23 protein-coding genes are annotated in these 25,048 nt (G+C 39.5%); 14 read left to right on the top strand and 9 right to left on the bottom strand.

The features are described from left to right. Position 1 precedes the first annotated feature (1 nt). Positions 2 to 715, top strand: a complete 714-nt coding sequence (locus K6D58_RS08840; protein WP_296829854.1) for a tetratricopeptide repeat protein — start codon at positions 2 to 4, stop codon at positions 713 to 715. Beyond that, on the top strand, positions 712 to 2,826 hold the full coding sequence (locus K6D58_RS08835) for a VWA domain-containing protein (RefSeq protein WP_296829853.1): 2,115 nt from the start codon (positions 712 to 714) through the stop codon (positions 2,824 to 2,826). The genes K6D58_RS08840 and K6D58_RS08835 overlap by 4 nt, the downstream gene beginning before the upstream one ends. A gap of 7 nt (positions 2,827 to 2,833) precedes the next feature. Here the strand turns inward: K6D58_RS08835 and K6D58_RS08830 are convergent, their stop codons facing one another. The 4 genes from K6D58_RS08830 to K6D58_RS08815 form a co-directional block, all read right to left on the bottom strand. Further along, positions 2,834 to 3,382, bottom strand: coding sequence for a hypothetical protein (locus K6D58_RS08830; RefSeq protein ID WP_296829851.1), 549 nt, complete (start codon positions 3,380 to 3,382; stop codon positions 2,834 to 2,836). A gap of 53 nt (positions 3,383 to 3,435) precedes the next feature. Next, positions 3,436 to 5,463: an ATP-dependent helicase gene (locus tag K6D58_RS08825; RefSeq protein ID WP_296829849.1), complete on the bottom strand. Its 2,028-nt coding sequence runs from the start codon at positions 5,461 to 5,463 to the stop codon at positions 3,436 to 3,438. Positions 5,464 to 5,526: 63 nt separating this feature from the next. Then, the gene (dinB, locus tag K6D58_RS08820) at positions 5,527 to 6,711 is read right to left on the bottom strand and encodes a DNA polymerase IV (RefSeq protein ID WP_296829847.1); all 1,185 of its coding nucleotides are present in this window, start codon (positions 6,709 to 6,711) and stop codon (positions 5,527 to 5,529) included. After that, positions 6,692 to 8,623 (bottom strand): hypothetical protein, encoded by a 1,932-nt coding sequence (locus tag K6D58_RS08815; RefSeq protein ID WP_296829845.1) that lies wholly within the window; start codon positions 8,621 to 8,623, stop codon positions 6,692 to 6,694. Before K6D58_RS08815 ends, dinB begins: the two co-directional genes overlap by 20 nt. 59 nt (positions 8,624 to 8,682) lie before the next feature. On the opposite strand from K6D58_RS08815, the gene K6D58_RS08810 reads away from it, so the two are divergent. The 4 genes from K6D58_RS08810 to ligA all read left to right on the top strand — a co-directional run bounded on the left by K6D58_RS08810 (position 8,683) and on the right by ligA (position 13,247). Continuing rightward, a complete protein-coding gene (locus tag K6D58_RS08810) occupies positions 8,683 to 9,849 on the top strand; it encodes a DUF8084 family protein (RefSeq protein ID WP_296829844.1) in 1,167 nt (388 codons plus the stop codon). 87 nt (positions 9,850 to 9,936) lie between these two features. Continuing rightward, on the top strand, positions 9,937 to 10,512 hold the full coding sequence (locus K6D58_RS08805; RefSeq protein ID WP_296829842.1) for a hypothetical protein: 576 nt from the start codon (positions 9,937 to 9,939) through the stop codon (positions 10,510 to 10,512). Between the two features lie 21 nt (positions 10,513 to 10,533). Next, a complete protein-coding gene (gene trmB / locus K6D58_RS08800) occupies positions 10,534 to 11,295 on the top strand; it encodes a tRNA (guanosine(46)-N7)-methyltransferase TrmB (protein WP_296829840.1) in 762 nt (253 codons plus the stop codon). Positions 11,296 to 11,300: 5 nt separating this feature from the next. Then, positions 11,301 to 13,247 carry an NAD-dependent DNA ligase LigA gene (gene ligA / locus K6D58_RS08795; protein ID WP_296829839.1) on the top strand — a complete coding sequence of 649 codons (1,947 nt, stop codon included), beginning with the start codon at positions 11,301 to 11,303 and terminating at the stop codon, positions 13,245 to 13,247. On the opposite strand, the gene K6D58_RS08790 is transcribed toward ligA, so the two are convergent. Genes K6D58_RS08790 through recO form a run of 3 tightly spaced genes read right to left on the bottom strand, consistent with a single transcriptional unit; the run spans position 13,228 to position 17,159 of the window. Next, entirely contained in the window at positions 13,228 to 14,196 is a 969-nt protein-coding gene (locus K6D58_RS08790; RefSeq protein WP_296829837.1) for a M23 family metallopeptidase, read from the bottom strand. The two genes, ligA and K6D58_RS08790, sit on opposite strands and share 20 nt — an antisense overlap. Beyond that, complete coding sequence (recJ, locus tag K6D58_RS08785) at positions 14,193 to 16,340, bottom strand: single-stranded-DNA-specific exonuclease RecJ (RefSeq protein WP_296829835.1); 2,148 nt, start codon at positions 16,338 to 16,340, stop codon at positions 14,193 to 14,195. Before recJ ends, K6D58_RS08790 begins: the two co-directional genes overlap by 4 nt. Before the next feature lie 39 nt (positions 16,341 to 16,379). Next, the gene (gene recO, locus K6D58_RS08780; RefSeq protein ID WP_296829833.1) at positions 16,380 to 17,159 is read right to left on the bottom strand and encodes a DNA repair protein RecO; all 780 of its coding nucleotides are present in this window, start codon (positions 17,157 to 17,159) and stop codon (positions 16,380 to 16,382) included. Positions 17,160 to 17,322: 163 nt separating this feature from the next. Here recO and K6D58_RS08775 point away from each other — a divergent pair, with 163 nt between their 5' ends. Together K6D58_RS08775 and miaA are read left to right on the top strand one after the other, a co-directional pair. Next, positions 17,323 to 17,523 (top strand): DNA-directed RNA polymerase subunit omega, encoded by a 201-nt coding sequence (locus K6D58_RS08775; RefSeq protein WP_296829831.1) that lies wholly within the window; start codon positions 17,323 to 17,325, stop codon positions 17,521 to 17,523. Positions 17,524 to 17,531: 8 nt separating this feature from the next. Then, positions 17,532 to 18,467, top strand: a complete 936-nt coding sequence (gene miaA, locus K6D58_RS08770; RefSeq protein ID WP_296829829.1) for a tRNA (adenosine(37)-N6)-dimethylallyltransferase MiaA — start codon at positions 17,532 to 17,534, stop codon at positions 18,465 to 18,467. Here miaA and K6D58_RS08765 read toward each other — a convergent pair. After that, complete coding sequence (locus K6D58_RS08765; protein WP_296829827.1) at positions 18,430 to 19,851, bottom strand: HAMP domain-containing sensor histidine kinase; 1,422 nt, start codon at positions 19,849 to 19,851, stop codon at positions 18,430 to 18,432. The genes miaA and K6D58_RS08765 overlap by 38 nt on opposite strands. After that, positions 19,848 to 20,537: a response regulator transcription factor gene (locus K6D58_RS08760; protein WP_296829825.1), complete on the bottom strand. Its 690-nt coding sequence runs from the start codon at positions 20,535 to 20,537 to the stop codon at positions 19,848 to 19,850. The genes K6D58_RS08765 and K6D58_RS08760 overlap by 4 nt, the downstream gene beginning before the upstream one ends. A gap of 144 nt (positions 20,538 to 20,681) precedes the next feature. Between K6D58_RS08760 and K6D58_RS08755 the strand changes: the two genes are divergently transcribed. The 6 genes from K6D58_RS08755 to K6D58_RS08730 all read left to right on the top strand — a co-directional run bounded on the left by K6D58_RS08755 (position 20,682) and on the right by K6D58_RS08730 (position 24,970). Beyond that, positions 20,682 to 20,879 carry a flagellar FlbD family protein gene (locus K6D58_RS08755; protein ID WP_296829823.1) on the top strand — a complete coding sequence of 66 codons (198 nt, stop codon included), beginning with the start codon at positions 20,682 to 20,684 and terminating at the stop codon, positions 20,877 to 20,879. A 42-nt stretch (positions 20,880 to 20,921) separates the two neighbouring features. Further along, complete coding sequence (locus tag K6D58_RS08750; RefSeq protein ID WP_296829821.1) at positions 20,922 to 21,704, top strand: motility protein A; 783 nt, start codon at positions 20,922 to 20,924, stop codon at positions 21,702 to 21,704. Between the two features lie 2 nt (positions 21,705 to 21,706). Then, complete coding sequence (gene motB, locus K6D58_RS08745; protein WP_296829819.1) at positions 21,707 to 22,432, top strand: flagellar motor protein MotB; 726 nt, start codon at positions 21,707 to 21,709, stop codon at positions 22,430 to 22,432. Between the two features lie 122 nt (positions 22,433 to 22,554). Further along, positions 22,555 to 23,103 carry a flagellar basal body-associated FliL family protein gene (locus tag K6D58_RS08740; RefSeq protein ID WP_296829818.1) on the top strand — a complete coding sequence of 183 codons (549 nt, stop codon included), beginning with the start codon at positions 22,555 to 22,557 and terminating at the stop codon, positions 23,101 to 23,103. Beyond that, positions 23,100 to 24,134, top strand: coding sequence for a flagellar motor switch protein FliM (gene fliM, locus K6D58_RS08735; RefSeq protein ID WP_296829816.1), 1,035 nt, complete (start codon positions 23,100 to 23,102; stop codon positions 24,132 to 24,134). Before K6D58_RS08740 ends, fliM begins: the two co-directional genes overlap by 4 nt. Continuing rightward, on the top strand, positions 24,131 to 24,970 hold the full coding sequence (locus K6D58_RS08730; RefSeq protein WP_296829814.1) for a flagellar motor switch protein FliN: 840 nt from the start codon (positions 24,131 to 24,133) through the stop codon (positions 24,968 to 24,970). Before fliM ends, K6D58_RS08730 begins: the two co-directional genes overlap by 4 nt. The last annotated feature ends 78 nt before the right edge of the window (positions 24,971 to 25,048 follow it).

Genomic DNA, 25,048 nt, shown 5'->3' with positions numbered 1-25,048 from the left:
CATGGCTGAAGATAACTTTGAAGAAAATGCTTTACGTGAAGGAATAGCTCTTTTTAACCGGGGAAATTATTCATCAGCCCTTACTTTTTTTCTTTCTCTTCCTGACAGTGATGATATTGATAGTATAGAGTTGTCTTATTATCTTGGCCTCTGTTATGCCAAAATGAAACGCTATGATGACGCCCTTGTTTATCTTGAGCAGGTAGTTACTGCAGCTCATGGAAAAAAGATTTCAGAAGTAGAAGAGGGGCGTGTTTTTCAGTGCAGGTATCTTCTTGCAGTTATTTACTGTCTCAGTGGAAGACTTAAACTTGCTGATTTTGAATTGAAGAAGCTTCTGGATACTGGTTATAACAAGGATAAGATTTATTCATCCCTTGCTTATCTGTCCTGGGAAAAGGGAGAAATGGACCAGGCTGTTGATTTTTATGAAAAGTCCCTTAAAGAAAACGAAAATAATCCTACAGCCCTTAATGGTCTGGGCTATATGCTGGCACTTGAGGGAAAAGAACTTACCAAGGCATTAAGCTGCTGTAAGAAGGCTCTTGATATGGAACCGGAAAATGCAGCCTGTCTGGACAGTCTTGGCTATGTTTATTTTAAGATGGGGCTTTTTTCTGAAGCAAAAAAGTTCCTTGAAAGAGCCTATGATAAAAGACCGGACAGTCAGATTATAGAAGATCATATAAGAGAAGTTCAGGCAGGTGAAGAATGAAAAAAATACTGTTTTTATCACTTTCTGCCTTTGTATTGTTATCATGTTCCAAAAAAACTGAAGTTTCCTATGTAGAGCGTAAAAGTGTACTTGAAGACACAATGAAAGATGATACATCTTCCAGGTCAGTTTCTGCAGCCTTTGCAGAAGAAGAATTCCGTCTTGGAGTACAGAGCTTTAACAGGGGACAGTTTAACGAAAGCATAAGGGTATTTGAACAGGCCCTTTCTCATCTTCCTGGAGAAAATATGGTTCTTGACTGGCTGGGAAAGGCTTATTACCGCTCAGGAGAAGAGGGGTCAGCCCTGCAGCAGTGGAATTTTGCAGCTTCCCAGGGATATGGCGGCATTCTTCTTCAGAACAGGATAGAGATTGTTAAGGACCGCCGTATTACGGAAAAACAGTATGGCTTTAAACAGAACTATACAAAAATAGGAACTTTCTCCCATGAGAACAAGGGTAAGCTTGTTTTCAGTCAGCCGGTTTCTGCACTTCCTCTTTCTGACGGTTCCCTCCTTGTTGCTGCTTACGGATCAAATGAAATCCTTCACTTTAATGTAAACGGAGATGTTCTTGACAGAAACAGGGGACCTTTAAATGGATTTGACAGGCCTCTTGATATTATAAGGCTTTCTTCCGGAAATCTCCTTGTAAGCGAAATGGCAGGTGACAGACTTTCCCTTTTATCTTCAGAAGGAGATTTTATCCGCTATATAGGAAGCAGGGGTACAGGTTTGGGACAGATGGTTGGTCCTCAGTACCTGGCAGAAGATTCCCATGGTAATATTTATGTTACGGACGGGGGAAATAACCGGGTTGATGTTTTTGACAGTGAAGGAAAGGGGCTTTTTTCTTTTGGTGATAAAAACTCTGTGTTTGAAGGTTTTGGACTTCCTACCGGTATAGCAGTTGTTAATGACTCCGTTTATGTTGCAGACAGAATCAGGGGTGGTATTTACATATTTGACCGCTTCGGAAACTATACAGGCGTCCTGGTAAGGGATGGAAGCCTTCGTTGTCCTGAGTCCATGCGTCTCTGGGGAAAGGATGCTTTTGTACTTACAGATGTAAACGTAAACGATGAAGGCCTTTCAGAAAGCCTTGTAAAGGTTGTAGATATTTCTTCCGGGGCCCTCCATCAGATTGCTTCTTCAGGCCATACTCTCTCCAAATATACCAGTGCAATTTCTGATGCAAACGGAAACCTTGTAGTAACAGATTTTGCTGCCAATGAGGTAGATGTTCTTACAGGCGTTGATGAACTTGCAGGGGGTCTTTTTGTACAGATAGAAAGAGTTATCAGTGACAATTTCCCTAAGGTTATTCTCGAAGTAAGGGTAGAAAACCGCAAAAGACAGCAGATTGTGGGTCTTAATAAAGCCAATTTTATTATAACTGAACAGCATCATGCAGTTAATGACGTTAATTTTATAGGTGCTGCCAATTACAATGATTTTGCAGATATTGTTTTTGTAATCGACAGAAGCCTGCAGATGAAAAATTATGAGGAACAGTTGAATCAGGCTGTCAGGGAAATATCCAGATCAATGGGAGCTAAGGGAAATATAACCATCATAAGTGCCGGCAAAAATCCTGTTCTTGAAAGTTCCGGTCACAGTGAAAACTATGCATCTTTCTCTTATAAGGACTTAAAGGCTTCTTATACTGATTCCATGGCCCTGGATCTGGCTTTAAGGCTGGGGGCAAATGATCTTGTAAACAGGGAAAAGAAAAGGGGTATAATTTTTATTACCACAGGTAAGACAAATCATTATTCCTTTACTAAATACAGTCTTTCTGATTTATCAACATATCTCAATAATAATGCAATCTCCATGAGTACAATCAGTCTTACTGACGGTTCTCTTGATGAGGCTGTTTCTTATCTTACTGAGAATACAAGCGGAGACAGTTACTATGTTTACAGACCGGAAGGAATCTCTTCTGTAATTGATGATATTATTGCACTGCCGTCAGGACTTTATCAGTTTGAATATACTTCATCCATGCTTACTGACTATGGAAGACGTTACCTGCCTGTTGAAGTAGAAACCTATCTTCATAACAGGTCAGGCCGTGATGAAACAGGGTATTTTGCACCCCTTGAATAAAAATCAATCAGTCTCTTTTTACAAACTGAATGTAATCAAGACTCATACCTGTATGGCCAAGTCTGTTTTTACTGTTTGCCTGAATTGTAATGAGAATTGTACGAGGTTCTTCGATTGTAAAGTAAACCGGAACCCTGGAAGTAAGTTCCCATGTACCTAAAGGAGGGTCACTTGGATAAATTCTATGGGAAATGCCGTCCAGGTAAAGGTAAAAGGCACTGTGGTCTCCATCGGGAGCTTTTTCGCTGAGCATGCATTCATAGGTTCCTGCAGGAAACTTTACCTTAAGCTGGGCACTGGCTCCTTCATCATTAAGTCTTGCACAGTATTTTTTGCTGGCGTCTTCATCATACATAACGATAAAGTGATTAAGAAGCATGGATTCTACTTCGTATCTTATCCCTTTTCCTGAATAATTAATTACCGGAAGTTCTGTAAGTACAGGAGGAGGTGGTGGAATTACGGCATCTTCTTCTGCTTCCGGAAGTTCAGTTTTGGTTGAAGAACATGACATAAAGATAAGCGCTGTAATAACTGATAAAAGTAATTTTTTCATGGTAACTCCGTAAATATTTCTTCTGCTTACTGTAAATAATTCTAACATAACTTTTATAGTTTTGGAACACGAGGCTTTGCAAAGTTTTTAAGCATGTTCTGTAAAAGTTCGTGGGCCTGCTCAGCGGATACGTTGGCTTCCTTTTCGTGGTATTCAACAAGGTTTTTTGGTATTTCGTCAATAAATCTGCTTGGTTCACAGCTGACACTGGCATTCATTTTTCTACGGCTCTGACAGCTGGATATTAAAAGCCTGTCCCTTGCTCTTGTTACTGCAACATAAAAGAGTCTTCTTTCTTCTTCTACGGCTGCTTCTCCACCTTCTTCTACAGCCCTGGCATGAGGCATAAGGCCTTCTTCTGCACCGGCTATGAAAACTACAGGAAACTCCAGTCCCTTGCTTGCATGTACAGTCATAAGGTTTACTTTTCCTTTATCTGCTTCTCCGTCATCCAGATCGTCCCTGCTTAAAAGGGTGATTCGGTTCAGATAGGCATAAAGACTTGTATCATCATGCATAGGATTGTTTTCCCACTGTTCCATACTTTTTATAAGGCTTTCTATATTCATGAACTTAAATCTTGCAGCCTTTTCGCTTTTAGGATTGTCCAGAACCAGGTAGTCAAAGTAATTTATATCTGCAACCATTTCCCTTACTTTTTTAGCAAGACCTTTTCCGGAAAGCATGTTTTTATTGTTTTCAATTACGGAAACAAAAGATTCAAGATCAGCCTTAGTTTTTTCTGAAACGGGACATTCTTCCTGTGGACAGGTTAAAATTGCCTGTAGTGCTTCGTAAAGGGGACAGCTTAAATTTTTTGCAACTTCATTGATTGCTTCGATAGTGGCTCTTCCAATACCTCTTCTTGGTGTGTTTATTATACGCAGCAGGTTAATGTCATCGTCATGGTTTGAAATAACCCTCAGGTAACTGATTATATCCTTGATTTCTGCCCTTTCAAAAAATGAAGTACCGCCGCTCATGGTGTAGGGAATGTTGTTTTCAAGCATGGCTTCTTCTATGGCACGGCTCTGGGTATTGCTTCTTATAAGGACACCAAATTCATCATATTTTCTTTTTTCGTCTGCAGCTATTCCCAGAATGCCCTCTGCAATAAAGTCAGCTTCTGCAGCTTCGTTTTCGGGCATGTAAAGTTCAATAGGTTTTCCGTTGCCGTTTCCACTCCACAGTTCCTTGTCTTTTCTGTTGGTATTATGCTTTATAACACCGTTTGCAGCAGCAAGAATGGTACCTGTAGACCTGTAGTTCTGCTCAAGACGGATTTCCTGAACGCCGGGAAAGTCCTTTTCAAAATTAATGATATTCTGATAGTCCGCACCACGCCAGCTGTAAATACTCTGGTCATCATCACCAACGACTGCAACGTTATTGTCAGAGAGAAGGTGCATGAATTCATACTGCTGATGGCTTGTATCCTGAAATTCATCTACCATAAGGTACTTGTATCTTGCCTTGTAGGAAGCCAGTACTCCCGGATGTTCCTTAAAAAGCCTGATTGGAAGGACAATAAGGTCATCAAAGTCTACGGCATTGTAAAGCTTAAGACCTTCCTGATAACCTTCGTAAAGTTTTTTATAAGTATCCTGACTGTGTTCCCAGGATTTTCTTCCTGTTTTTATGTCACTAAAAAGGGTAACTACTTCATATAAGTCCATTGCCTGGGCACTTAAACCCAGTTCTCTTGCGGTTTCCTTAATAAGGGCTTTTTTGTCAGTTTCGTCATATATGGAAAAATTGTTTCTCCAGCCAAGTTTGTCTATGTCCTGCCTTAAAACTTTAACACCAAAGGCATGAAAGGTACTTACCGTAAGGTTCTGAAGTTTTCTGCCTGTAAGTCCTTTGATGCGTTCTTCCATTTCTCTTGCAGCTTTATTGGTAAAGGTAAGGGCTAATATGGCACTTTGAGGTATGCCTTTTTCCAGCATGTTGGCGATTCTGAAGGTAATAACCCTGGTTTTTCCGGAGCCTGCACCGGCTATTATAAGGATAGGTCCGTCTATTGTTGTTACAGCCCTGTACTGCTGGGGATTAAGTTCATCTTTAAGTGTATCTTCAAGCATAGGATGAGTATTTTAATGGTATTTTTAAAAGCAGTAAATACAATAAAAATACAATAAACAATATCAGTCTGACAGAAGGCGGGCTTTTCTGACTTTAAGGGATGGATTTTTTTCTTCAAGATTGTAAATTGCCTTTTCAAGCCTGGCCTTTTTTTCTTCACCAAAATCAAAAAGATTCTGCTGAACCGGAAGGTCCCTGGATTCAGTATTGCAGGCACAAATACCTAAAAGCCGGATTCCTGAAGAGCCGTCATATTTTTTATTAAAAAGGTACATGGTTTTTTCGTACAGGTCATCACTGCTGCTGACGGGGTTAGTAAAACTTTCCTGGACTGATATTGTAGTAAAGTCTTCGTAGCGGATTTTTACCATAATAGTTCTGGAACGCAGATTTTCTTTATGAAGGCGCCACATAAGGTTCCAGCAAAGTTCCATCAGGGCCTTTTCTATGGAATTTCTGTCTGTAAGGTCAAATTCAAAAGTGCTTTCTGTGCTGATGGAATGGCTTTTTGCTTCTGTACCAAAAATATAATCTTTGTTTCCCCTTACTGCATTATACAGGAAACTGCCTGCAGACTGACCGAATATGGAAATTAAAAGGTTAAGGGATTTTGAATGAATATCCCTGATTGTTGTAAGGCCTATTTCCTTTAAATGAGCCTGGGTTTTACTTCCGGCACCCCAGAGTTTGTCCAAGGGCAGGGAAAGCATAAATTTTTCTTCATCTCCCGGAGGAATTATTGTAAGGCCGTCGGGTTTTTTATATCCGGAAGCAATTTTAGCTACGTACATGGAAGAAGATACACCAATACTTACAGTCAGACCTGTCTGTTCAAGAATTTCCTTTTTTATTTTTAAGGCGGCAGATTCCGCAGGTCCAAACAGCTTTTCTGTTCCCGTCATATCTATAAAAGCTTCATCTATGGACATTTGTATTACTACAGGAGAAAAATTGCTGAAGATGGACATGATTCTGTGGGAGATTTCGCTGTAACGTTTGTAGTTTCCCCTGATAAAAACAGCCTGAGGACAAAGTTCGACTGCTTTAGAAAGGGGCATTGCTGAATGAACTCCGTATTTTCTTGCTTCATAGCTGGCTGTAGAAACAACGGCCCTTCTGTCTCCGGGAAGTCCACCTATAATTACCGGCTTTCCCTTGTATTCAGGGTGGTCCCTTTGTTCTACAGAGGCAAAAAAGGCATCAAGGTCTACATGAAAATAAGTTTTATTAGAGGAATCTGCATTCATGAGCAAGTTCCCCGCTTTCATTAATTGACCAGGCATCTACCCTGATTGAAGGTTTTATTTCTTCTGTTGCCGAATAAATTATTTCGATTTTACTTCCGGGGTACTCAGGTATAAGAAAACGAATCTTTCCGGCATTCAGGAATTCATAGTTATAGTTACTGTCAAAAACTGGTGATGAATTATCAGTTTCCATAGTTACTTCGTATTTAATGTAGCGGTATGGAGATTCAATTATTATGTGTCCTGTCCTGATACCATAAAAAACAGAGTCGTAATTTTTAAGTGTAAGGTAAGAATCCTGTTCTGCTTCTGTTGTTACAATATTTTTCTTAAAGGAAGAAAGCTTGTCTTTACTTGTAAAAAAGACTGTCCTTGTTATAAAAATAGATGCCGAGAGAATACCTGTAGTAATAAGGATTACCAGAGTATAGCCTGATATGGTTTTTATTTTATTTGACCTTGGGGAATTTTCTATAATCCTCATGCGCATGATTATTCTGAGCCATAAAAGCTGCAGGGGGAATATGGCACAACTGAAGATAATACTCAGGAAAAAGGTTATTTGTTCCGGTGCAAAAATAATTGACCCTTTTTCTGCTGTCATAACTGATTCAGCCAGATGTATTCCAGGGAGAAGGAGCAGGATAAAACATATAATAAGAACTACTGTATTTTTCTGTCTTGAACTTATAAAAATAATAAGGTACTCAAAGAGAAAAAAGTACATAAGGGAAAAATGAATTGAAGAAAAAATGAATATATTTGCAGCTCCGGTTATAAGCATCTGAAAAGCAAAACCGGAAAACGATACGTAAAAGTTATAGTGCATCTGAAGAATAAAAAGAATGAGCATAAGGGTTACGCTTAAAAGGCTTGAAAAAATAATGCTGGAAGAAAGCTTAAGGTTAACATGGAATAAAATGGCTGTAAGAAGTATGTAAACTGGAATCCAGAAAACTGTTCTTGTAAGGTTTTTTATTCTTGAGTAGTTTTCACTGCTTTTTGTAAAGGCTTCAAAGCATAGTTTTAATAGAATAAGAAGGGTAAAGGTAATAAAAAGTATCAGGGAAGCGTTTTCGTTTATAAAAAATCCCTTTGAAAAAACAGAAAAATAGGAATAGTTTACGTCATTCAGATTACTTCTTCTGTCTGCAAGGAGTTCTGCAAGCTTTATAAGGTTACCTTCATCATCTTTATTTATTCCGATTCCGGCAGCAGCAATTCCGTGACTTAAAAAAAGACCTGTTCTGGCATCCTGCTTATCTGAATCCTTGAAAATTCTGTAAATATAGTTTTGAAAAATGTGGAGTTTTTTACCTTCATCTGTAAAAGCCGAATGTATTGAATTAACCAGCCAGAGGGGAGATATATAACCATTTCCACCGGAAACAAGTTCCCTGTTTTTTTTAGTTTTATATATACAGACTGCAGAAACAGATGTGTTTTCGTAAATCTGTTCAATGAATACTGCTGTGGACGGCTTGTCTGCTCTTGTATCTTTTATGTGAAAGTTTTTTTCTGCTGCACTAAGAAGAATTGTTGAATTATAGGGCAGATTTTTTTCCTCAAGATCATGGAGAAAGGTGTTTACAAAGGAACTGTCTTCTACATAAAAATCCTGGGTAAAAGCAAAAATAATGGTTTTTATAGAACTTTTATTTTTGTCACTGTCACTATTTCCTGCTATTTGAATTACTATGTTTTCCGGAAAGAGATTGTCCTGATTTACCGGAGAAAGATGTCTGTATTCAGGCTTAAAGCCTTCAAGAATAAGTTCATTGTAAATGGCTTCTGATTTCTGAGCCGGGTCCATTAGGGAAGCTGCGCTGTTTAATCCGTAAAGTGCAGGCTTTGCGGCGATGAGAAAAAGTACTGCTATTGCAAGAATCCTATTCAGTTTAGGCAGACCCATACTTTTAAGTTTATATTTTTAGTGTTTACAACGCAATACCCATGCGATATAATAGTAGTATGTGCGCGGAAAAGAAAAAGTTCATTCTTGATTTACCTGTAAAGATTATTCTCACTGAGGGAGGAGCTTCAAGCTTTATCAGTAACAAGAAAAAACTTCTTCGTATTCGTCTTGCCGACAATCTTGAAGAATATGGTGTAAGTATGGATAAGGTTTCTCCTATGTCCATTCAGAGTATGATTCTTCTTGATTATATTTCTAAAATTGAAATTTCCATGCCTGAATTTGTTACCCGCCGTCAGGAAGTCATGGATCTTTCCAAAGTTATTGTATTTTCCATCCTTTATAAACAGTTTGACCGGGAAATATATAATTCCTTTATTAAGTGTGATGTTGTACGCCGTCATAACAGGTCAAATCCTTCTCAGTTAATTGATGAAAAAACAGTAATGTCTGACAAGCAGCTTAGAACCCAGCTTTCAATTAAGGATAATGTTATTCAGATGGCAAGGCAGACTATTCTTGAGCCTGTCTGGAAGAGCATTATGGATAATACGGAATTTACTCCGGAAGAAAAAAACGTATATCTTCTTATGACAGAGAAATTCCTTAACCGTTTAAGCCTTATGAACTGGTATATTATTACAAAATTCTATAAGGCTGATGGTTTTGATGAACTTTTAGGCATTTTAAGAATGTCCCTGTCCAATTATATGGATAAATCAAAGGTTGCTGAGTACATATCCGTAATGGTTATGGAACTTGCCCTTAATGCAGAAAATACAAATATTCGTAAAGAAGCCCGTATCCTTTACAGAGGTGTAGAGAAGGGAGATACCCTTATTTATGACCCTGATATCCGTGCAAAGATTGTAAAGGAAATGGAGCGTAAGCATGAACTTGTATTCGTTTCATGGAAGCTTGGAGGTGGAACTGCAGCTATTGGAAAGCAGGGACGTCTTCAGATTACCCTTTATAATAAGGATGATGAATTCCAGGAAATGAAGGAAAATATTGAAAGTAAGATGTCCGCAGATTTAAATAAGCGGTCCCTCATTGATTTTTACCGTCAGATGCCTGATGAAGCAGAAGGTACAGATCTTGGCCTTTACTATCTTTCTTATCTGGAAGATGCATGTAAAAAGGTAAATGTAAAGTTTGAGTCTCTTGTTAATCAGTTTACTTCATCAGACCTTACAGTCATTACACTTATCTTTAATTTTTAAGCAAAGATGCGTCATAAAGTCCTTATTCTTTTATTTTCAGTTTTCTCTTTAACGCTTTTTTTCTCATGTGCAGATAATTCTCCGGAGGTGGCTTCCGTTTCTGTAATGACTATTGTGGATTTTAAAAACGAAGAAAGCCTTCCGTCCCTGCGCCTCTCTCTTTTTACGGAAACTTCCAGTGATGTTCAGAGGGCAAAAAAAATAAGGGCTGTAAGTAATGAAACTGGTCTTTCCTGGATGTGTTCAGATCTGGTAAAATTTAATGAAGGCAGTAAAAAAAGCTGGGCAGGGTATGCAAATATCGTTCCTGCAGAGGGCAGTCTTATACCGGAAGGCAACTGGAGTGTTTATTATACAGACTGTGCAGAAGAAAGCTGGGAAGGGACTTTTACAGTAAAATACAATGCTGATTATCTTCAGAAGCATGCCGGAGATTTTCCAGACTGCATTAATTCATCAAATACGGAAAAAATAGCAGTTTATTCAGCAGAAGGAAAACTTATTTATTTTGGTGAAAAAAAGAAAACCTGGACTGATATTTCCAAAGTAAAAAATGATATAAAAGCAGCAGTAAAATACCGTATCTGTTACTTTATAAGTACAGAAAATGTAATGATATTAATGCCGGAGCAGGGAGAAAAAGAAAATACCCTGCCTGAATAAAATTATACAGGAGAAATTAAGGTGAACGAAGAAGGAACTACGGCTGACAGTAATAATTCGTCGGCTGCTGTTGCAGAGGATCCTGGCGCTGACAGTAACAGTGCAGTGTCGGTTTTCAGGAGAACAATTAAAACATACGTACTTCGTGCAGGACGTATGACAGACAGTGAGAAGCGCAGTTATGAAGAACTGCATCAGGTATGGTGCCTGCCATTTGAGCATAAGACTCTGAATTTTACAGAGATTTTCGGGAATACAAATCCCGTTACTTTTGAAATCGGCTTTGGAATGGGACACGCTACTTCTGCTATTGCCAGGGCTAATCCCGAAATGAATTATATCGGTTCAGAAGTTCATGTACCTGGAGTAGGAAGGCTTCTCAGTGAAATTAAAAAAAATCAGCTGAAAAATCTTTTTATCATAGAATACGATGCCCTTGAAATTCTTAAGAGCATGATTCCTGATGATTCAATAGAAGCATTTCATATTTTCTTTCCGGATCCATGGCCAAAGAAAAAACATCATAAAAGACGTCTTGTTCAGCGTCCTCATACGGATCTTCTTATGCAGAAACTTACTCCGGGAGGATACATTTATTTTGCCACAGACTGGCAGGAATATGCAGAAGAAGCTCTGACTGAATTAACGGCAACAAAAGGCCTTAAAAACAAGTATGACGGTTATGCCCCTCATCAGGAGTGGAGACCACGTACAAAATTTGAACAGAAGGGTCTTGATGCCGGACGCCAAATCTTTGAACTGTATTTTGAAAAGGAAGAGTAAATAAAATGGAGCTTTTTGATCTGGAACATGAGTTTAACTTAAATCGTATTGCTGAACTTGAAAAACTTATCCTTAAATACCAGAAATCCTATTACAACGGTGAAGGTGAAATTTCAGATGCTGAATTTGATAAACTCTGGGATGAACTTAAAGACCTTGACCCTGCAAATCCTATTCTTCATAAGGTAGGTCAGGATTCCGGTAACTTTCAAAAAGCTCCTCATGTAATGCCTATGGGCAGTCAGGAAAAGGCTGCCGACCCGGAACAGTTTCTTGCCTGGGCTCAAAAGCATACTTATTCAGAATACCTTGTTGAATACAAACTTGATGGAGCCAGTCTTGAACTTCAGTACAACGAAGGCAGTCTGGTAAGGGCTGTAACAAGGGGTGACGGCTCAACAGGCGATGTAATTACTGATAATGCAGTAAAAATGCAGGGAGTAATTAAAAGCCTTAAAATTAATAATCAGACAGAAAAATTTACCGGTGGAATTCGTGGTGAAGTTATAATGACCCATGAAGTTCATAAGAAATACTATTCAGATAAGGCAAACTGCCGTAATGCTGCCAATGGACTTATGAAAAGAAAGGACGGAGAAGGCAGTGAACACCTTTGTCTTATTGTATATGACGTTTGGGCAACACAGGGAGAACAGCCTTTTTCTGATGAAGAAGAAAAACTTACCTGGCTTACCAGCTGTGGCTTTAATGTTGTTCCCCTTAAAATCTGCAAATCAGCTTCAGAGGTAATTGAATACAGAAGTTCCGTAATGGAATTCAGAAAGGGCCTTGATTATGATATTGATGGTCTTGTAATAAAGGAAAGGGCTGTTAATCATGAAGATGCCAGCCGTGACAGACCTGACAGACAGATAGCCTTTAAATTCAGTCTGGAAGAAGCTGTATCTGTAGTAAGGGATGTTGAATGGAACGAAAACGGAGCTACCTATACTCCTGTTGCAGTTTTTGATCCTGTTGACCTGAATGGTACTACAGTTCAAAGGGCAAGCCTTGCAAATCCTAACAATATACGTTCCCTGGGACTGATGATTGGAAGTCATGTAGTAGTTGTAAAAAGGGGAGAAATTATTCCTAAAATAGAAGCTGTATTAAAAAATGACGGTTCAGCTGTAACTTCTCCTGTTTCTTACCCTGTAAAATGTTCTTCCTGCGGCAGTCAGCTTGTTGATGAAGGAAGCCGTCTTTACTGTCCTTCCAAAAGCTGTCCTAAAAAAGTCCTTCATCAGCTTTTAAAATGGGTTTCTGTATGTGACATAAGGGATCTGGGAGAGACTCTTGTTACCCAGCTTTTTAATACCGGACTTGTAAAATCCATAACAGATATATATTCCCTGGATGAAGAAAAACTGACTCCTTATTTTCTTAATGAAGACAGTATTTCTCAGGATAAAAAATCCCTGGGAGCAAAAAAAGTTGCTGCTTCAATTCAATCTCACAGAAAGATTACCCTTGCAAGATTTATAGCAGGTTTTGACATAGAAAATATTGGAGAAACTGTTGTAGAAAAACTTATGGATGCAGGCTATTCAACCCTGGAAAAAATTCTTTCTGCTTCACCGGAAGATATAGAAAAGGTTTACGGCTTTGCAGGAATAATGGCAGCTACATTATGCAGTGGCCTTGAAGAATGCAGGGAAGAAATGAGGTCTTTGGTTTCTTCCGGAACAATAAGTCTTGAAGAAGGTGATAAGTCCGGCAGTCTTGCAGGCCTTTCCTTCTGTTTTACCGGTGAACTTCATTCCATGAAGAGGACTGATGCCCAGAATCTTGTAAAGGAAAATGGAGGCAGCGTAAAATCTTCCGTTGTTAAGGGCCTGAGTTATCTTGTAACAAATGATACTTCTTCAGGTTCTTCAAAAAACGTTAAGGCTGCCTCTTTAGGTATTCCTGTTATCAGCGAAGAAGAATTCCTTACTCTTGTGAATAAGTAAAATCTCTAAGGAAAAAATCAGGATTTACTGACTGCATTAAAAGCCTTACTTCCCAGTGAAGGTGAGGCCCTGTTGCCAGTCCTGTGCATCCGCTGAGTCCTATTTTTTCTCCCTGTTCAATAAAGTCTCCTTCCTTAACATCAAGACGGCTTAAATGATAATAAAGGCTGTAAAGTCCCGGCAGGTGTTCTATAACAACGCTGTAGCCTGTAGATACCCTGTCTTCTGCAAGAAGAACTTTTCCCCTTCCACAGGCAAAAACATCTGTTCCTTCCGGAATTCCGTAATCAATTCCGTGGTGAAGTCCTGTTGTAGAGCCTCCGGTATTATATTTGTAAATACGTCTGTCTGCAAAAAATGCAGTTCTTCTTTTTGAAGTTACAGGAAAGGTAAAGGCCTTTTTCTGCCAGAGGCTTTGTGTATTTATCTGGGCCAGTATGGCATTAAGCTTTTCTATGTCCTTTTGTCTTCTTGAAGATGAATCGGTTTTTATTGAAGTGTTTTTTTCATCAAGATAAAGGGTTTCGCTTATAAAATCTTTGTGCATTAAAGTAAAAGGAAGTTCAAGAGTTTCTTCTGTTTTGCCATAAAGGGAGCAGGTGATTTTTAAAGACCAGCCGTCTTCCTGATCCCACCAGGTAGAAAGGGGAAGTCCTGTAAGCATTGTAATTGAAGAAGAATCTTTTTCTTCAAGAAGATAGAAGTCGGAAGATATAATCTTTTTCTGATTAAGATAAAGAGTAAGGCTTGCCTTTGTATCCTTAAGCTGATTTTTACCGCTTTTTTTTACGGGACTGACAGTCATTCTTACAAATTCTGCATCGCCTGGATAAGCCTTGCTTTCATAGCTGACCTGATAAAAGGCATTGTCTTTTTTAACTGAATATTTTTCTGCATATATAAGTGTAAACTGTAAAAGGGTTATTAAAAGTAAAGTTAATTTTTTCATTTTTGTTCTCCTTCTGATCTTTTTATATCTTTAAGTATAAGCTGAAGATTTTCTACACCGTTAAATACATTTCTTTCTACATTAAAAAGAATGTCCACCTTATCTCCAATTTCTATTTCTGTATGAAGCTTTTCTCCTTCATTCCAGAATAAGGCAGGCCAGCGGGTTTTACCAGCCTGAATATTAAGTTTAAGGTGCTGCTTTTCTCCTTTACCAATGGCAATTCCATCTGTTACGGTAAGATTTTTGGCCATAAAAACAAGGGCAGGGTTTTCTTCTCCGTAAGGTTCAAACCTGTCACAGATTTTTATTATGTCACTGGTTATATAGGCTGCCGGAAGTTCTGCGTCCACATCAAAAGTATCTTTTTCTGAATTCTCAAGTTCTATTGAAGAAGAATAAAGTTTAAGCTGTTTTTCCAGTTCCGGAAGATTTTCTTTTTTAAGGCTGAATCCTGCGGCTGCGTTGTGTCCCCCAAAGTTAAGGAAGAGGGATGAGAGATTATTTAGGAATGCAGTAAGGTTAAAGCCCCTGCAGCTTCTCATTGAGCCTATAGCCATATCATCAAGTACAGTTACAACCATGGCTGGAATATCGTAGGTAGAAACAAGCCTGCCTGCAAGAAGACCGCATACACCTCTGTTGATTCTCGGGTCAATTACTACACAAAGATTCCCGTTGTAATTAGGTATGGATGCCTGGGCCTGAAGTATTCCGTTGTTCCATGCCTGCTGGGACAAATCTTTTCTTTCCTGATTAAGGGCAAGGATTTTATCTGCAACAGCTTCCCTTTCGTAAGGGTCTTTTGTAAGAAAAAGCTGGGCTGCCAGTTCCGGCTGTCCAAGTCTTCCTGCTGCATTAAGGTTTGATATTACATTCCAGCTTAAGTCTATAGAAGTAATGTGTCTTCCTAAAAGATTAAGCCTGCTTAGAAGTTCTTTAAGCCCCGGTCTTGCCCTCTGGGCATTAAGGTATTCAAGTCCCTTTTTTACAAAAATACGGTTTTCGTTTTTCATAGGCATAATATCTGCCAGGGCTGCCAGTGCTACTAGCTGCAGGTCTTTTTCTTCCAGGGAAGTCAGGGCAGGTTTTTCTTTTTTAAGGGACTGCTGTACGTAAGTTACATAGATATTGTAAAAACCTCCGATTTCCGTAGGTGCATGATTACCGTATCTTGCAATCTTAGACATGTCCTTGATTCTTAAAAGTGAAGAATCTGCAAACTGAGGAAAGAGCCTTGATATTTCTGTCCTGATGTCAAGAAAGTTAAATTCAATTCCAGAACCAAAAATATTTTTAAGTTCTTTTTTTATTGTATTTTCATCCCACACAAGGATAAGCTGCCCCTTCAGGTATTCCGGAAGTCTTGTCCTGCTTATGCTTACAGTGCCTGGTACTACAGTTTCGTCCATGCGGCTTACAGGAACAAGGTTTCTGAGCTTTATACATTCAATCATGTAGGCATCAGTCAGGGGCCTTACATTTAAAAGTGTTACTTCCTGCTTGTACCATTTGCTTTCGCTGAACCTGAGGGCACTTACAATTTTAAAGGCTACTGCACAGCCTGATATATCTTTAAAAGGGTAACCTGAATCTTCAAGTTTAGGATCTATAAGAATGGCGTTTTCCGGAAGAATCTCTGGGGCGTTATGGTGGTCTGCAACAATTACATCCATTCCCTTGTCACAGGCATAGGCGATTTCCTGAACATTGGAGATACCGCAGTCAACCGTAATGATTAATGTACCACCTTCTTTTTCAAAATCATCTACAGCCTGAATTGAAAGACCGTAGGCATCATCTCCTGAAGGAAGCCTGTACCTTACGTCCATTCCCATGGAAGTAAGACAGTCGTAAAGTACCGTAGTAGAAGTAACCCCGTCTACATCCCTGTCTCCAAAGATAAGGACCTTTTCTCCTTCTTCTTTTGCTTCAAGAATACGGTCTACTGCATCTTCCATTGAGTTAAAGAGGAAGGGTGAATGGGTAAACCTCATGTCATCTTCCATATAATACAGAATGTCCTTGCCCTGGGTAACGTTTCTTCTGGAAAGAATGCTTGCGCTAAGGGCATCAAGACCATACCTGCTTCTCATGTCGTCAATTTCTGTTTTTGTAATCTCTTTTTTTATCCACTGGGACATATATATTCCTTATATAACTTTTATTTACACATTTATGGGCTAGAGAATTCCTTCTCCAGTTCTTAAAGTATTCAGCAGAGTGCCTGCAGAATTTTCAAGTATATGAAAAACAACTCTTTTCATTTTATAGGCTGAATCTGCACTTAACTTCATCCGCCTTACACTTCCGGGAGTCAGTTCATTTATGGCATTCAGATAGTTAAGGGCTGTGGAATCAGTTTCCAGAATCCTGCTGCTGCTTTCATGAGAATCCCTGTAACTGTGACAGCAGTCTGAACAGATAAAGGCAGATGAATATTCAGAATAATAGGACCTGGAGTTTTCTAAAAGAAGATTTTTTCCGCATTCTGCACATTCATGGGGATCAGGCTGTATGCCAAGAAGGGCAAGATATCTCCATAAAAACCTGATTGTTCCAAGCCTTGCTTCTTCTTCTGAAGAGGCGTCAATTCCGTTTAAAAAAGCCCTTAAAAGTGTAAAGGAACGGCTGTTTTCTCCGGCGCATTTTGTTTTAAGAACAAGTTCTCCAGCCAGATTTGCTGCATAGATTTTATAAATATCGTCCCTGAATGATGGGTGAAATTCTTTGGAATCAAAGTCCGTTATTTTTCTGGAATGTTTTACTTCGTCTTCGTAAAGCCATATGTTCCCGCAGTTAAATGGCTGTACCAGAGACCTGAGCCTGTTTTTAGGTCCCCCATAGAGAAGTGCGTTGAATATTCCAAGATCAGGAGAAAGGGCACAGATATTCCTGTTGTTTTCTCCCTGCTCCCTGACAGTAAGAATTACTGCCTGAGTACACTTATTTCTCTCACCCATGGTATTAATATACTCCTTTTTTTTAATGTTGTGTTTAAAAAAGACTTACTTGTCTTTTAAAATTAAGGGATTTTTACCTTTTTTTTGAGCCTTTTTTTGAGCGTAGACAAGAAAGACCTTTTAGTGTAATATATGGTTACAATTTTAAAAGAAGGAAGTAGCTATGATTTTTCCACTTGAGAATATGGTAGAATTTAAAGAAGGGATGTATGAAATTACGGTTGCTGCCAGCCGCCGCGCATATCAGCTTGCTATGACAAAGGATCCTCTTCTTGAAGAAAATGACGGAAAGGTTGTTAGCCTTGCAGCAAAACAGCTTTTTACCGGTGATGTAAAATATTCAATTGAGGAATCCAAGCGCTAAATCGTAAGATGAAAAGCGTAATAGTAATTTTTGCACCAACTGCATGCGGAAAGACTGCCCTTGCCGAGGATTTGTTCGGAAAGAGCAGCCTTTCTTGTTTTAAAGGCAGGGGTGAAGTTGTTAGTGCAGATTCTCAGACTGTATACAGGGGCCTTAATATAGGAACTGCAAAACCTTCACCTGCAGAAATGGAAGAACTTCCCCATCATTTAATAGATATAGCTGATCCCCAGACACAGTTTGGAGCAGGGGAGTTTATGGATGCTGCTGATTCTGCCTGTAGGGAAATTTTAAGCCGGAATCATTTTCCCCTTGTAGTTGGGGGCAGTGGTTTTTATATGAGGAATTTTCTCATGGGTCTTACAAAAGCTCCTGTTTGTCCTGATGAGATACGCCTTAAAATTAAAAAACGCCTTGACCAGGAAGGTCCTGACACTCTTTACAGGGAACTTCTTGCTTTAGACCCCCTTTATGCTTCAAAAATCAGTCCTAATGATCACGGAAGGGTATGTCGTGCACTGGAAGTTTTTTACACTTCAGGAAAACCCTTGTCTTCTTATAAAATGCCTGATTCCCTCCGCAGGGATTTTGATTTTCTTGTCCTTATATTGAATCGTCAGAGGGAAGATCTTTACCGCCGGATAGATTTAAGGGTAGACAGGATGTTTGAAGAAGGCCTTGAAGAAGAAGTCAGGGCTCTTAAAGCTTCAGGATGTACAAAAGATACACCTGCCATGAAAGCTATCGGCTACAGTGAATTTTTTGAAGAAGGACTAAAGCGGGAAGAAATTAAGGAAAAAATAAAGCTGGACAGCCGTCATTATGCAAAAAAACAGTATACCTTTATGAAAGGGATTCCCGGCGCCTTTATTGTAGATGCAGACAACCGGGAAAGAATTGAAAATCTTATAAATCAGTTCTGTTCTGGTCTAAAGGTATTGTAATGGTAAAGCAGCTGCCTTCATTAAGCTGGGACTTTACGTCAATACTCCAGTTCATTGAGTCAACAATTGTCTTTACTACAGAAAGCCCGATACCGTAACCGGCTTCCCTTCTGGAAGAAGAGGCTCTGTAGAAAAGATCAAAAATATTTTTAAGGTCTTTTTCTGCAATTCCGCAGCCAGAATCCTCAATGGAAATCTTAATACACTTATTATCCTGGAGAGCCTGGAATTTAATCTGGTCTCCGTCTTTTGTATATCGGACTGCATTATTAAAAATGTTCTGTACGGCTCTTTCAAAAAGTGTTTTATCCAGAGGAATCTTTACAGCCGGCTGAATATCAATGTTTGTGCTGATTTGCCTTTTGTAAAGATCTGCCGTTGAACGGAAAGAAGAGGCTATTTCGTCAAGAACAGGCTTAACTTCCCTTACTTCAAGGCTTCTTACCCAGTCAGTACTGTTAAGCTTAACATAATTAATAAGGTCATTAATCATGTCTTCCAGGGCTTCACTTTTGGAATGAATGATATCCAGGGATTTTTTTACGGAAGCAGAATCCATGTCTCCTGCAACGCCGTCAGTTATGGCTTCCGTATATCCCTTTATAAGGGCAACAGGAGTCCTTAAGTCGTGGCTGACACCCATAATGAATTTTATACGTCTTTCTTCATCAGCCTTAAGGGATGAACGCATTTTTTCAAGGCTTTTTATAAGTGAAGTAATTTCATTTGAGCTTTTTTTATTAATCTGATTTTCGTCAATTTTAGTATCCAGGTCTCCATCAGCTATATGGCGGGTTCTTTCTTCTACATAAGTGATGGAAGAAGCTATGGATTTGGAGACTTTCCATATAATGATGATTACTCCCGTTTCAAATACAAGAAGGAAAATAAGGGAGGGCAGAAGAAATTTTGAGCCCCTTTTGTTTTCTCTTGTAATAGGGGAGCGGCAGACAGTAAGTATATTTTTTCTTTCATTCCACTCTCTTTTATCCCTGCTAAGGCCTTCTTCTTTTTTACTGCCGGCCCTTCCTTCGTGAATCTGATAGTCAAATTCAGAGCTTGTTGTATGTATAAAGTCAAAAAGTTCACCCTTGGTTATGTGGTCTCCTGACTTTAACTGGGGAAAATTGGAAGTAATAATGGTGTCATCGTAAAAAATAAGTATTTCTATTCCCGGTGGAACATTGTGAATGGCTTCCCTGACTTCTGCCCACTCGTTATCACTCATCCTTATGCTGCCCAGTTCCTTTACTTCTTCATAGCCCTGCATCAGGTAGCGGGCAGGAGAGGTAAGGTAATGATATACCGGCAGGGTAATAATGGCTGTAAGAGGTATTATTACTACTATAAGGATGAGTATCCTGAGCTGGGATTTAATGGTCATCTGTCAAACCTGTAGCCCATTCCAAACATAGTATTTATGTATTTTGGATTAGCCGGGTCATCTTCAATTTTTTTTCTTAAACGCTGAATGTAAACTGCAACTGCAGTAAGGTCTCCGTAGGAGTTTTTCCATACGTGATTGTAAATTGATTCAGGATTAAGAGGTCTTCCGTCATTTTTTACCAGATACTCAAGAACTTCATATTCTTTTGTAGAAAGGGGAATCTTTACATTGTCTTTCTTTAATATGCAGCTGTTGCAGTAAAGGGTAAAAGGACCAAAGGTAATGGTTTCTTCTACAGAAGCTTCTGTTATTGAAAGCCTGTCCAGTTTTGCCTTTACTCTTGCAGCAAGGACCTTAGGGCTGAATGGTTTTGTAACAAAGTCGTCAGCACCATAGCCCAGGGCTGTAATGATGTCTTCATCAGCATCTCTGGCGCTTACAATGATTACAGGTATGGTTGTTTTGTGATACTGCCTGAAATACCTTAAAAATTCCAGGCCGCTCATGCCCGGAAGGTTAAGGTCAAGAAGTACCAGATCAGGTTTGTAACCTTCTGTCATGGCTTTTACAGCATCTTCTGCAGTTTCACAGCTTTTGCATTCATAACCTGCATTGTTCATGTAGAGACAAATAAGTTCCGACATTTCAGGAACGTCTTCAATTACAAGAATCTGATTTTTCATGCTTTTATCTTATTGCTGAAAATAAAAAAAAACAAAAAAAACTTGTTATTTTGGTGTATAATTATGGTGTAGATTTTTTATCTGAATTTTGATTTAATACTTGACGGCTGAAGGAATTACGGCCATTATTAAAAGTGATATTTTATGATTGAAGTTACGCGTCTGAATGGAAAAAAATACTGGATTAATCCTCATCAGATTGAATGTATGGAGCTTAGACCGGATTTGACCCTGACGCTGCTCTCCGGCAGGACAATTGTGGTTTCGGAAACTCCGGAACAGATTATTGACCGTATTGTTGAATACAGGAAGCGCATTGGTAATTACAGTCAGGAATTATAAAAACGTTTATTCTAGTGTAAAAATTGGGGAGGATTTTTATAAATGGATATAGCTACTATTATAGGCTTTATCGGTGGCGTTGCCATGGTTATGCTGGGTGTTATTTCCGGCGGTTCTTCTGTTATGAACATCATCGATATTCCGTCCCTTATCATTACTGTCGGCGGATCCTATATGGCTCTCTTCGTATCATCTCCAATGAATCTTGCAGTTGGAATCTGGGGTATCCTTGGTCGTTGTTTTAAGACCTTTGATTTTGGAGAAAAAACAGCAGTACAGAACATGGTTAACCTTGCAGAAAAGGCAAGACGTGAAGGTATTCTTGCCCTTGAAGAAGGTCTTGATGATATTGATGATAACTTCTTAAAAGAAGGTCTTCGTCTTATGGTCGACGGTAGTGATGCTTCAGCAATCCGTGCAATTCTTGAAAACGAAATGGCTCAGGCAGAAGCCCGTCATATGGAATGGGCAGGCGTTATGGCTCAGTGGGCAGGTTATGCTCCAGGTTGGGGAATGATGGGTACGGTTATTGGTCTTATTGGTATGTTGCAGAACCTTGAAGATAAAAGTTCCCTTGGTCCTAACATGGCGGTTGCCCTTATTACAACACTTTACGGTTCCATGCTTGCCAACTGGCTTTTCGGTCCTATGGGTACAAAACTTGTAGCTCAGAACACCCGTGAAATGAATGCCAAGGAAATGGTTCTTGAAGGTATTCTTTCCATTCAGACTGGTGATAACCCTCGTATTCTTGCTCAGAAACTTCTTACTTTTCTTGATCCTAAAACAAGAAAGGCAATTGAAGCCGACGTTCTTAAGGACTAAAAATGGCAAAGAAAGAAAAGAAAGAGCCGGCAAAACCATCAACCGCGTGGCAGGGTACTTATGGAGACATGATTACACTCATGCTCTGCTTCTTCGTAATGCTTTATAATCCTGATGAATCAGATGCCATTCAGATGGCGGCTCTTCAGGCTTCTATTTCCAATAATAATACTGGCGGCGGTATTTCTTTAAGTCCCGGCAGTCTTGCTGATATGGGAAACGTTGTCAGTGCCCTTCCGTCTATGGAAAAGGGTAAGGCTCTTGGTTCAGCTTATAAAAAGGCTGTTTCCAGTTTTGCCCCGATGCAGAAATCAAACAAAGTTACAATTACCAGTGATGAAAGGGGTATAGTAATATCCCTGGCTTCTGATTCTTTCTTTAAACAGGGAAGTGCAGAACTTGATATGGAAGAAGCCCGTGACACTTTACGTAATATTTCAGTCTTTTTCAGGGCTGAAGAAGTAAAAGGCAGGCGCTGGAGAATAGAAGGTCATACTGATAATACACCGGTAGCTGCAGACAGTGAATTTCCAAGTAACTGGGAATTATCTGCTGCAAGAGCCGCAAATGTACTTCATTATCTGTCAGATTTTGGAGTAGATGAAAAGATGTTTTCAATTGCAGGTTATGCAGACACCCGTCCGAAGTTTCCTAAAAACAGTACTGAGGAAGAAAGGGCTTATAACCGGCGTGTTGATATAATTGTTCTTGATGACGGACATTTTTAGTTTTTCAGCAGGAATAATTAAAGTACTAAGATATTTAAAAATAAAACCGATAATAAATACAGAGGGCTTTTTATGAAACTTTAGTTTCTTTTTGCCCGGCAGTTGATACTTGGAGGAAGGATATGGCAGATGAAGGCGCAGCAGATGATTTAGGTGCTGGTGAAGGTGGTCTTGACACCTCATCAAAAAAAGGCGGCGTTGGCGGTCTTTTTTCCGGGCTCTTAAAGTGGATTCTTATTGGTATTGCTGCTGTAATTTTAGTTGTAACTATAGCCGTAGCAGTATTTAAGATTATGGATCCTTCTGGAACAGCAAAAAATACTCCTATTTCAGAAGAATATAAGGCAACAAGAGAAGAACTTGAATGGTACAGATCTATTGATCAGATTAGAACTCAGACAAGTGATCTTGTTCCAGCAAGCGTTACAGTTACTGTAGCAATCGGTTATAAAAAGGATGACAAGCGTGCTTCTTCGGAAATAACTGCAAGACAGGTTGAAATTATCGACTTTTTGAGGCGTTATTTTGCTGAATGTACAGTTGAAGATCTTAAACCGACAAATGAGGAAGTCATTAAGCTTCAGATTAAAGATCAGATAAATGAAGATATTTTGACTAGTTCTTCAATCAGGGATATTAAATTTACCCAGAAGGATGTGATCCAGCAATGAACGAAGTTCTTTCACAGGATGAAATTGACCAGCTCCTTCAGGCAATCAGTTCAGGGGAAAGTGATTCCGATGAATTTAAGCCGGTCAGTGACACCCGAAGAATTAAGATTTACGATTTCCGCCGTCCGGATAAATTCTCAAAGGAACAGATTCGTACAGTATCTAACATGCACGAATCTTTTGCCCGTTTAACAACAACAAGCCTTTCGGCACAGCTGAGATCCCTTGTTCATGTACACGTTGCATCAGTAGACCAGCTTACATATGAGGAATTCATCAGGTCCATTCCTACTCCTACAACTCTTGCTGTAATCAATATGGACCCTCTCAAAGGTAATGCGGTTTTGGAAATAGCTCCGGAAATCACATTTATTATGATTGACCGCCTTTTTGGTGGTAAAGGTGATACCGGTGGTAAAGTAAACAGAGACCTTACGGATATTGAACAGTCCGTAATGGAAGGTATTATTGTTCGTATTCTCGCAAATATGCGTGAATCATGGACACAGGTAATTGATCTTCGTCCAAGGTTGCAGCAGATTGAAACAAACCCTCAGTTTGCTCAGATTGTACCTCCAAACGAAATGGTTATCCTTGTAACCCTTGAAATTAAGATTGGTGAGGAAGCAGGTATGATGAACATCTGTATTCCTTACATTACTATAGAGCCGATTGTATCAAAGCTTTCATCAAGTTTCTGGTTCAGTTCGGTAAGACGTGGTTCTACAACCCAGTACCTCAGCACACTTAAAGAAAAGCTTGCTGATGTTTCCATGAAGATTGTTGCAGAAATCGGCAGCATTAGTGTTCCGATTAAAGATGTTCTTGGATTAAGGTCTGGTGATGTAATCCGCCTTGAAAATGCAAAAGTAGGGGATCCTCTTACCCTTAGTGTAGGTGGTAAACCTAAATTCTACTGTCAGCCTGGTGTTGTAGGTAAAAAAATGGCAGTACAGATTATAAGTAAGATTGAAGAAATTCAGGATGAAGAATTCGAAGAACTTAGTGCAGAAGGAGAAGAAACTATATGAGTGAAGGTTCTATTTCACAGGAAGAAATTGACGCATTGCTGTCCGGCGTAGACATGGGCGGACTTACTTCCGGCGGTACTTCTTCTATTGTTCCGGAAGCAAATATTGACATACCGACACTGCAGAACTTTGTGTCTTCAACAAAAGATAAGTTTGCAGAAGTCATTAAGAATATGACAGAAAAGGATGCTTCTGTAAGTTCTGCTGATGTAGAAGTAAGTGACCGTGATGTATTTATGTCACGTTTACCGGAAGAATTAATTGCCGTTATGGCAGATTATTCTACCGGACTTATAGGTGATCACCTTTTTGTTATGTCCAATGAACTTGCAACCAAGCTTGTTGGCCTTATTAACAAGGAAGATAATCCTGCCCTTGATGATATGGGACTTTCAGTACTTTCTGAAGTCATTTCATCTATGTCAGGTTCAGAAATCACTGAACTTTCTAAAGGCGGAAAATTACCAGGTCTTGTAACAAATCCTCCTGAAGCAGTGAGCCAGCCAAAAGCTATGGTTCGTATGCCTCAGAATAAATTTGCCCTTATTACCTTCCAGCTTAAACTTGACGGACAGGATTACACTTTATGGGAAGCCGTAGGTGGTTCTGTTGCAGAAGGTATGGCCCGTGCTCTTGGTGGAGGAGCAGCTGCTTCTCCTGCAGGCGGAATGGGTGCTTCTCCTGTATTTACAGGTGGTTTTGCCGGAGGAACAGCTGCAGGTGCTGCTGCTTCTCCTATGGGTGGTATGGGCATGATGACAGGTGCCGGAATGCAGCAGCCAATGATGGGTATGCAGCAGCACCTGCAGCTGTTCCTCCGGCAAAACCACCTGTAAATACAGGAGAAGCACCCATTCCGCCTGCAGGAGAAGCAGCTGCTCCTCCACCAAGAGCACGGGCCATACCTTCTGCAA

Origin of the sequence: Treponema sp. (genome assembly GCF_024696245.1) — a bacterium.
GTDB lineage: Bacteria > Spirochaetota > Spirochaetia > Treponematales > Treponemataceae > Treponema_D.
The sequence above is the reverse complement of the archived record's forward strand: the minus strand, read 5'-3'. Positions and strand labels throughout refer to the sequence as shown.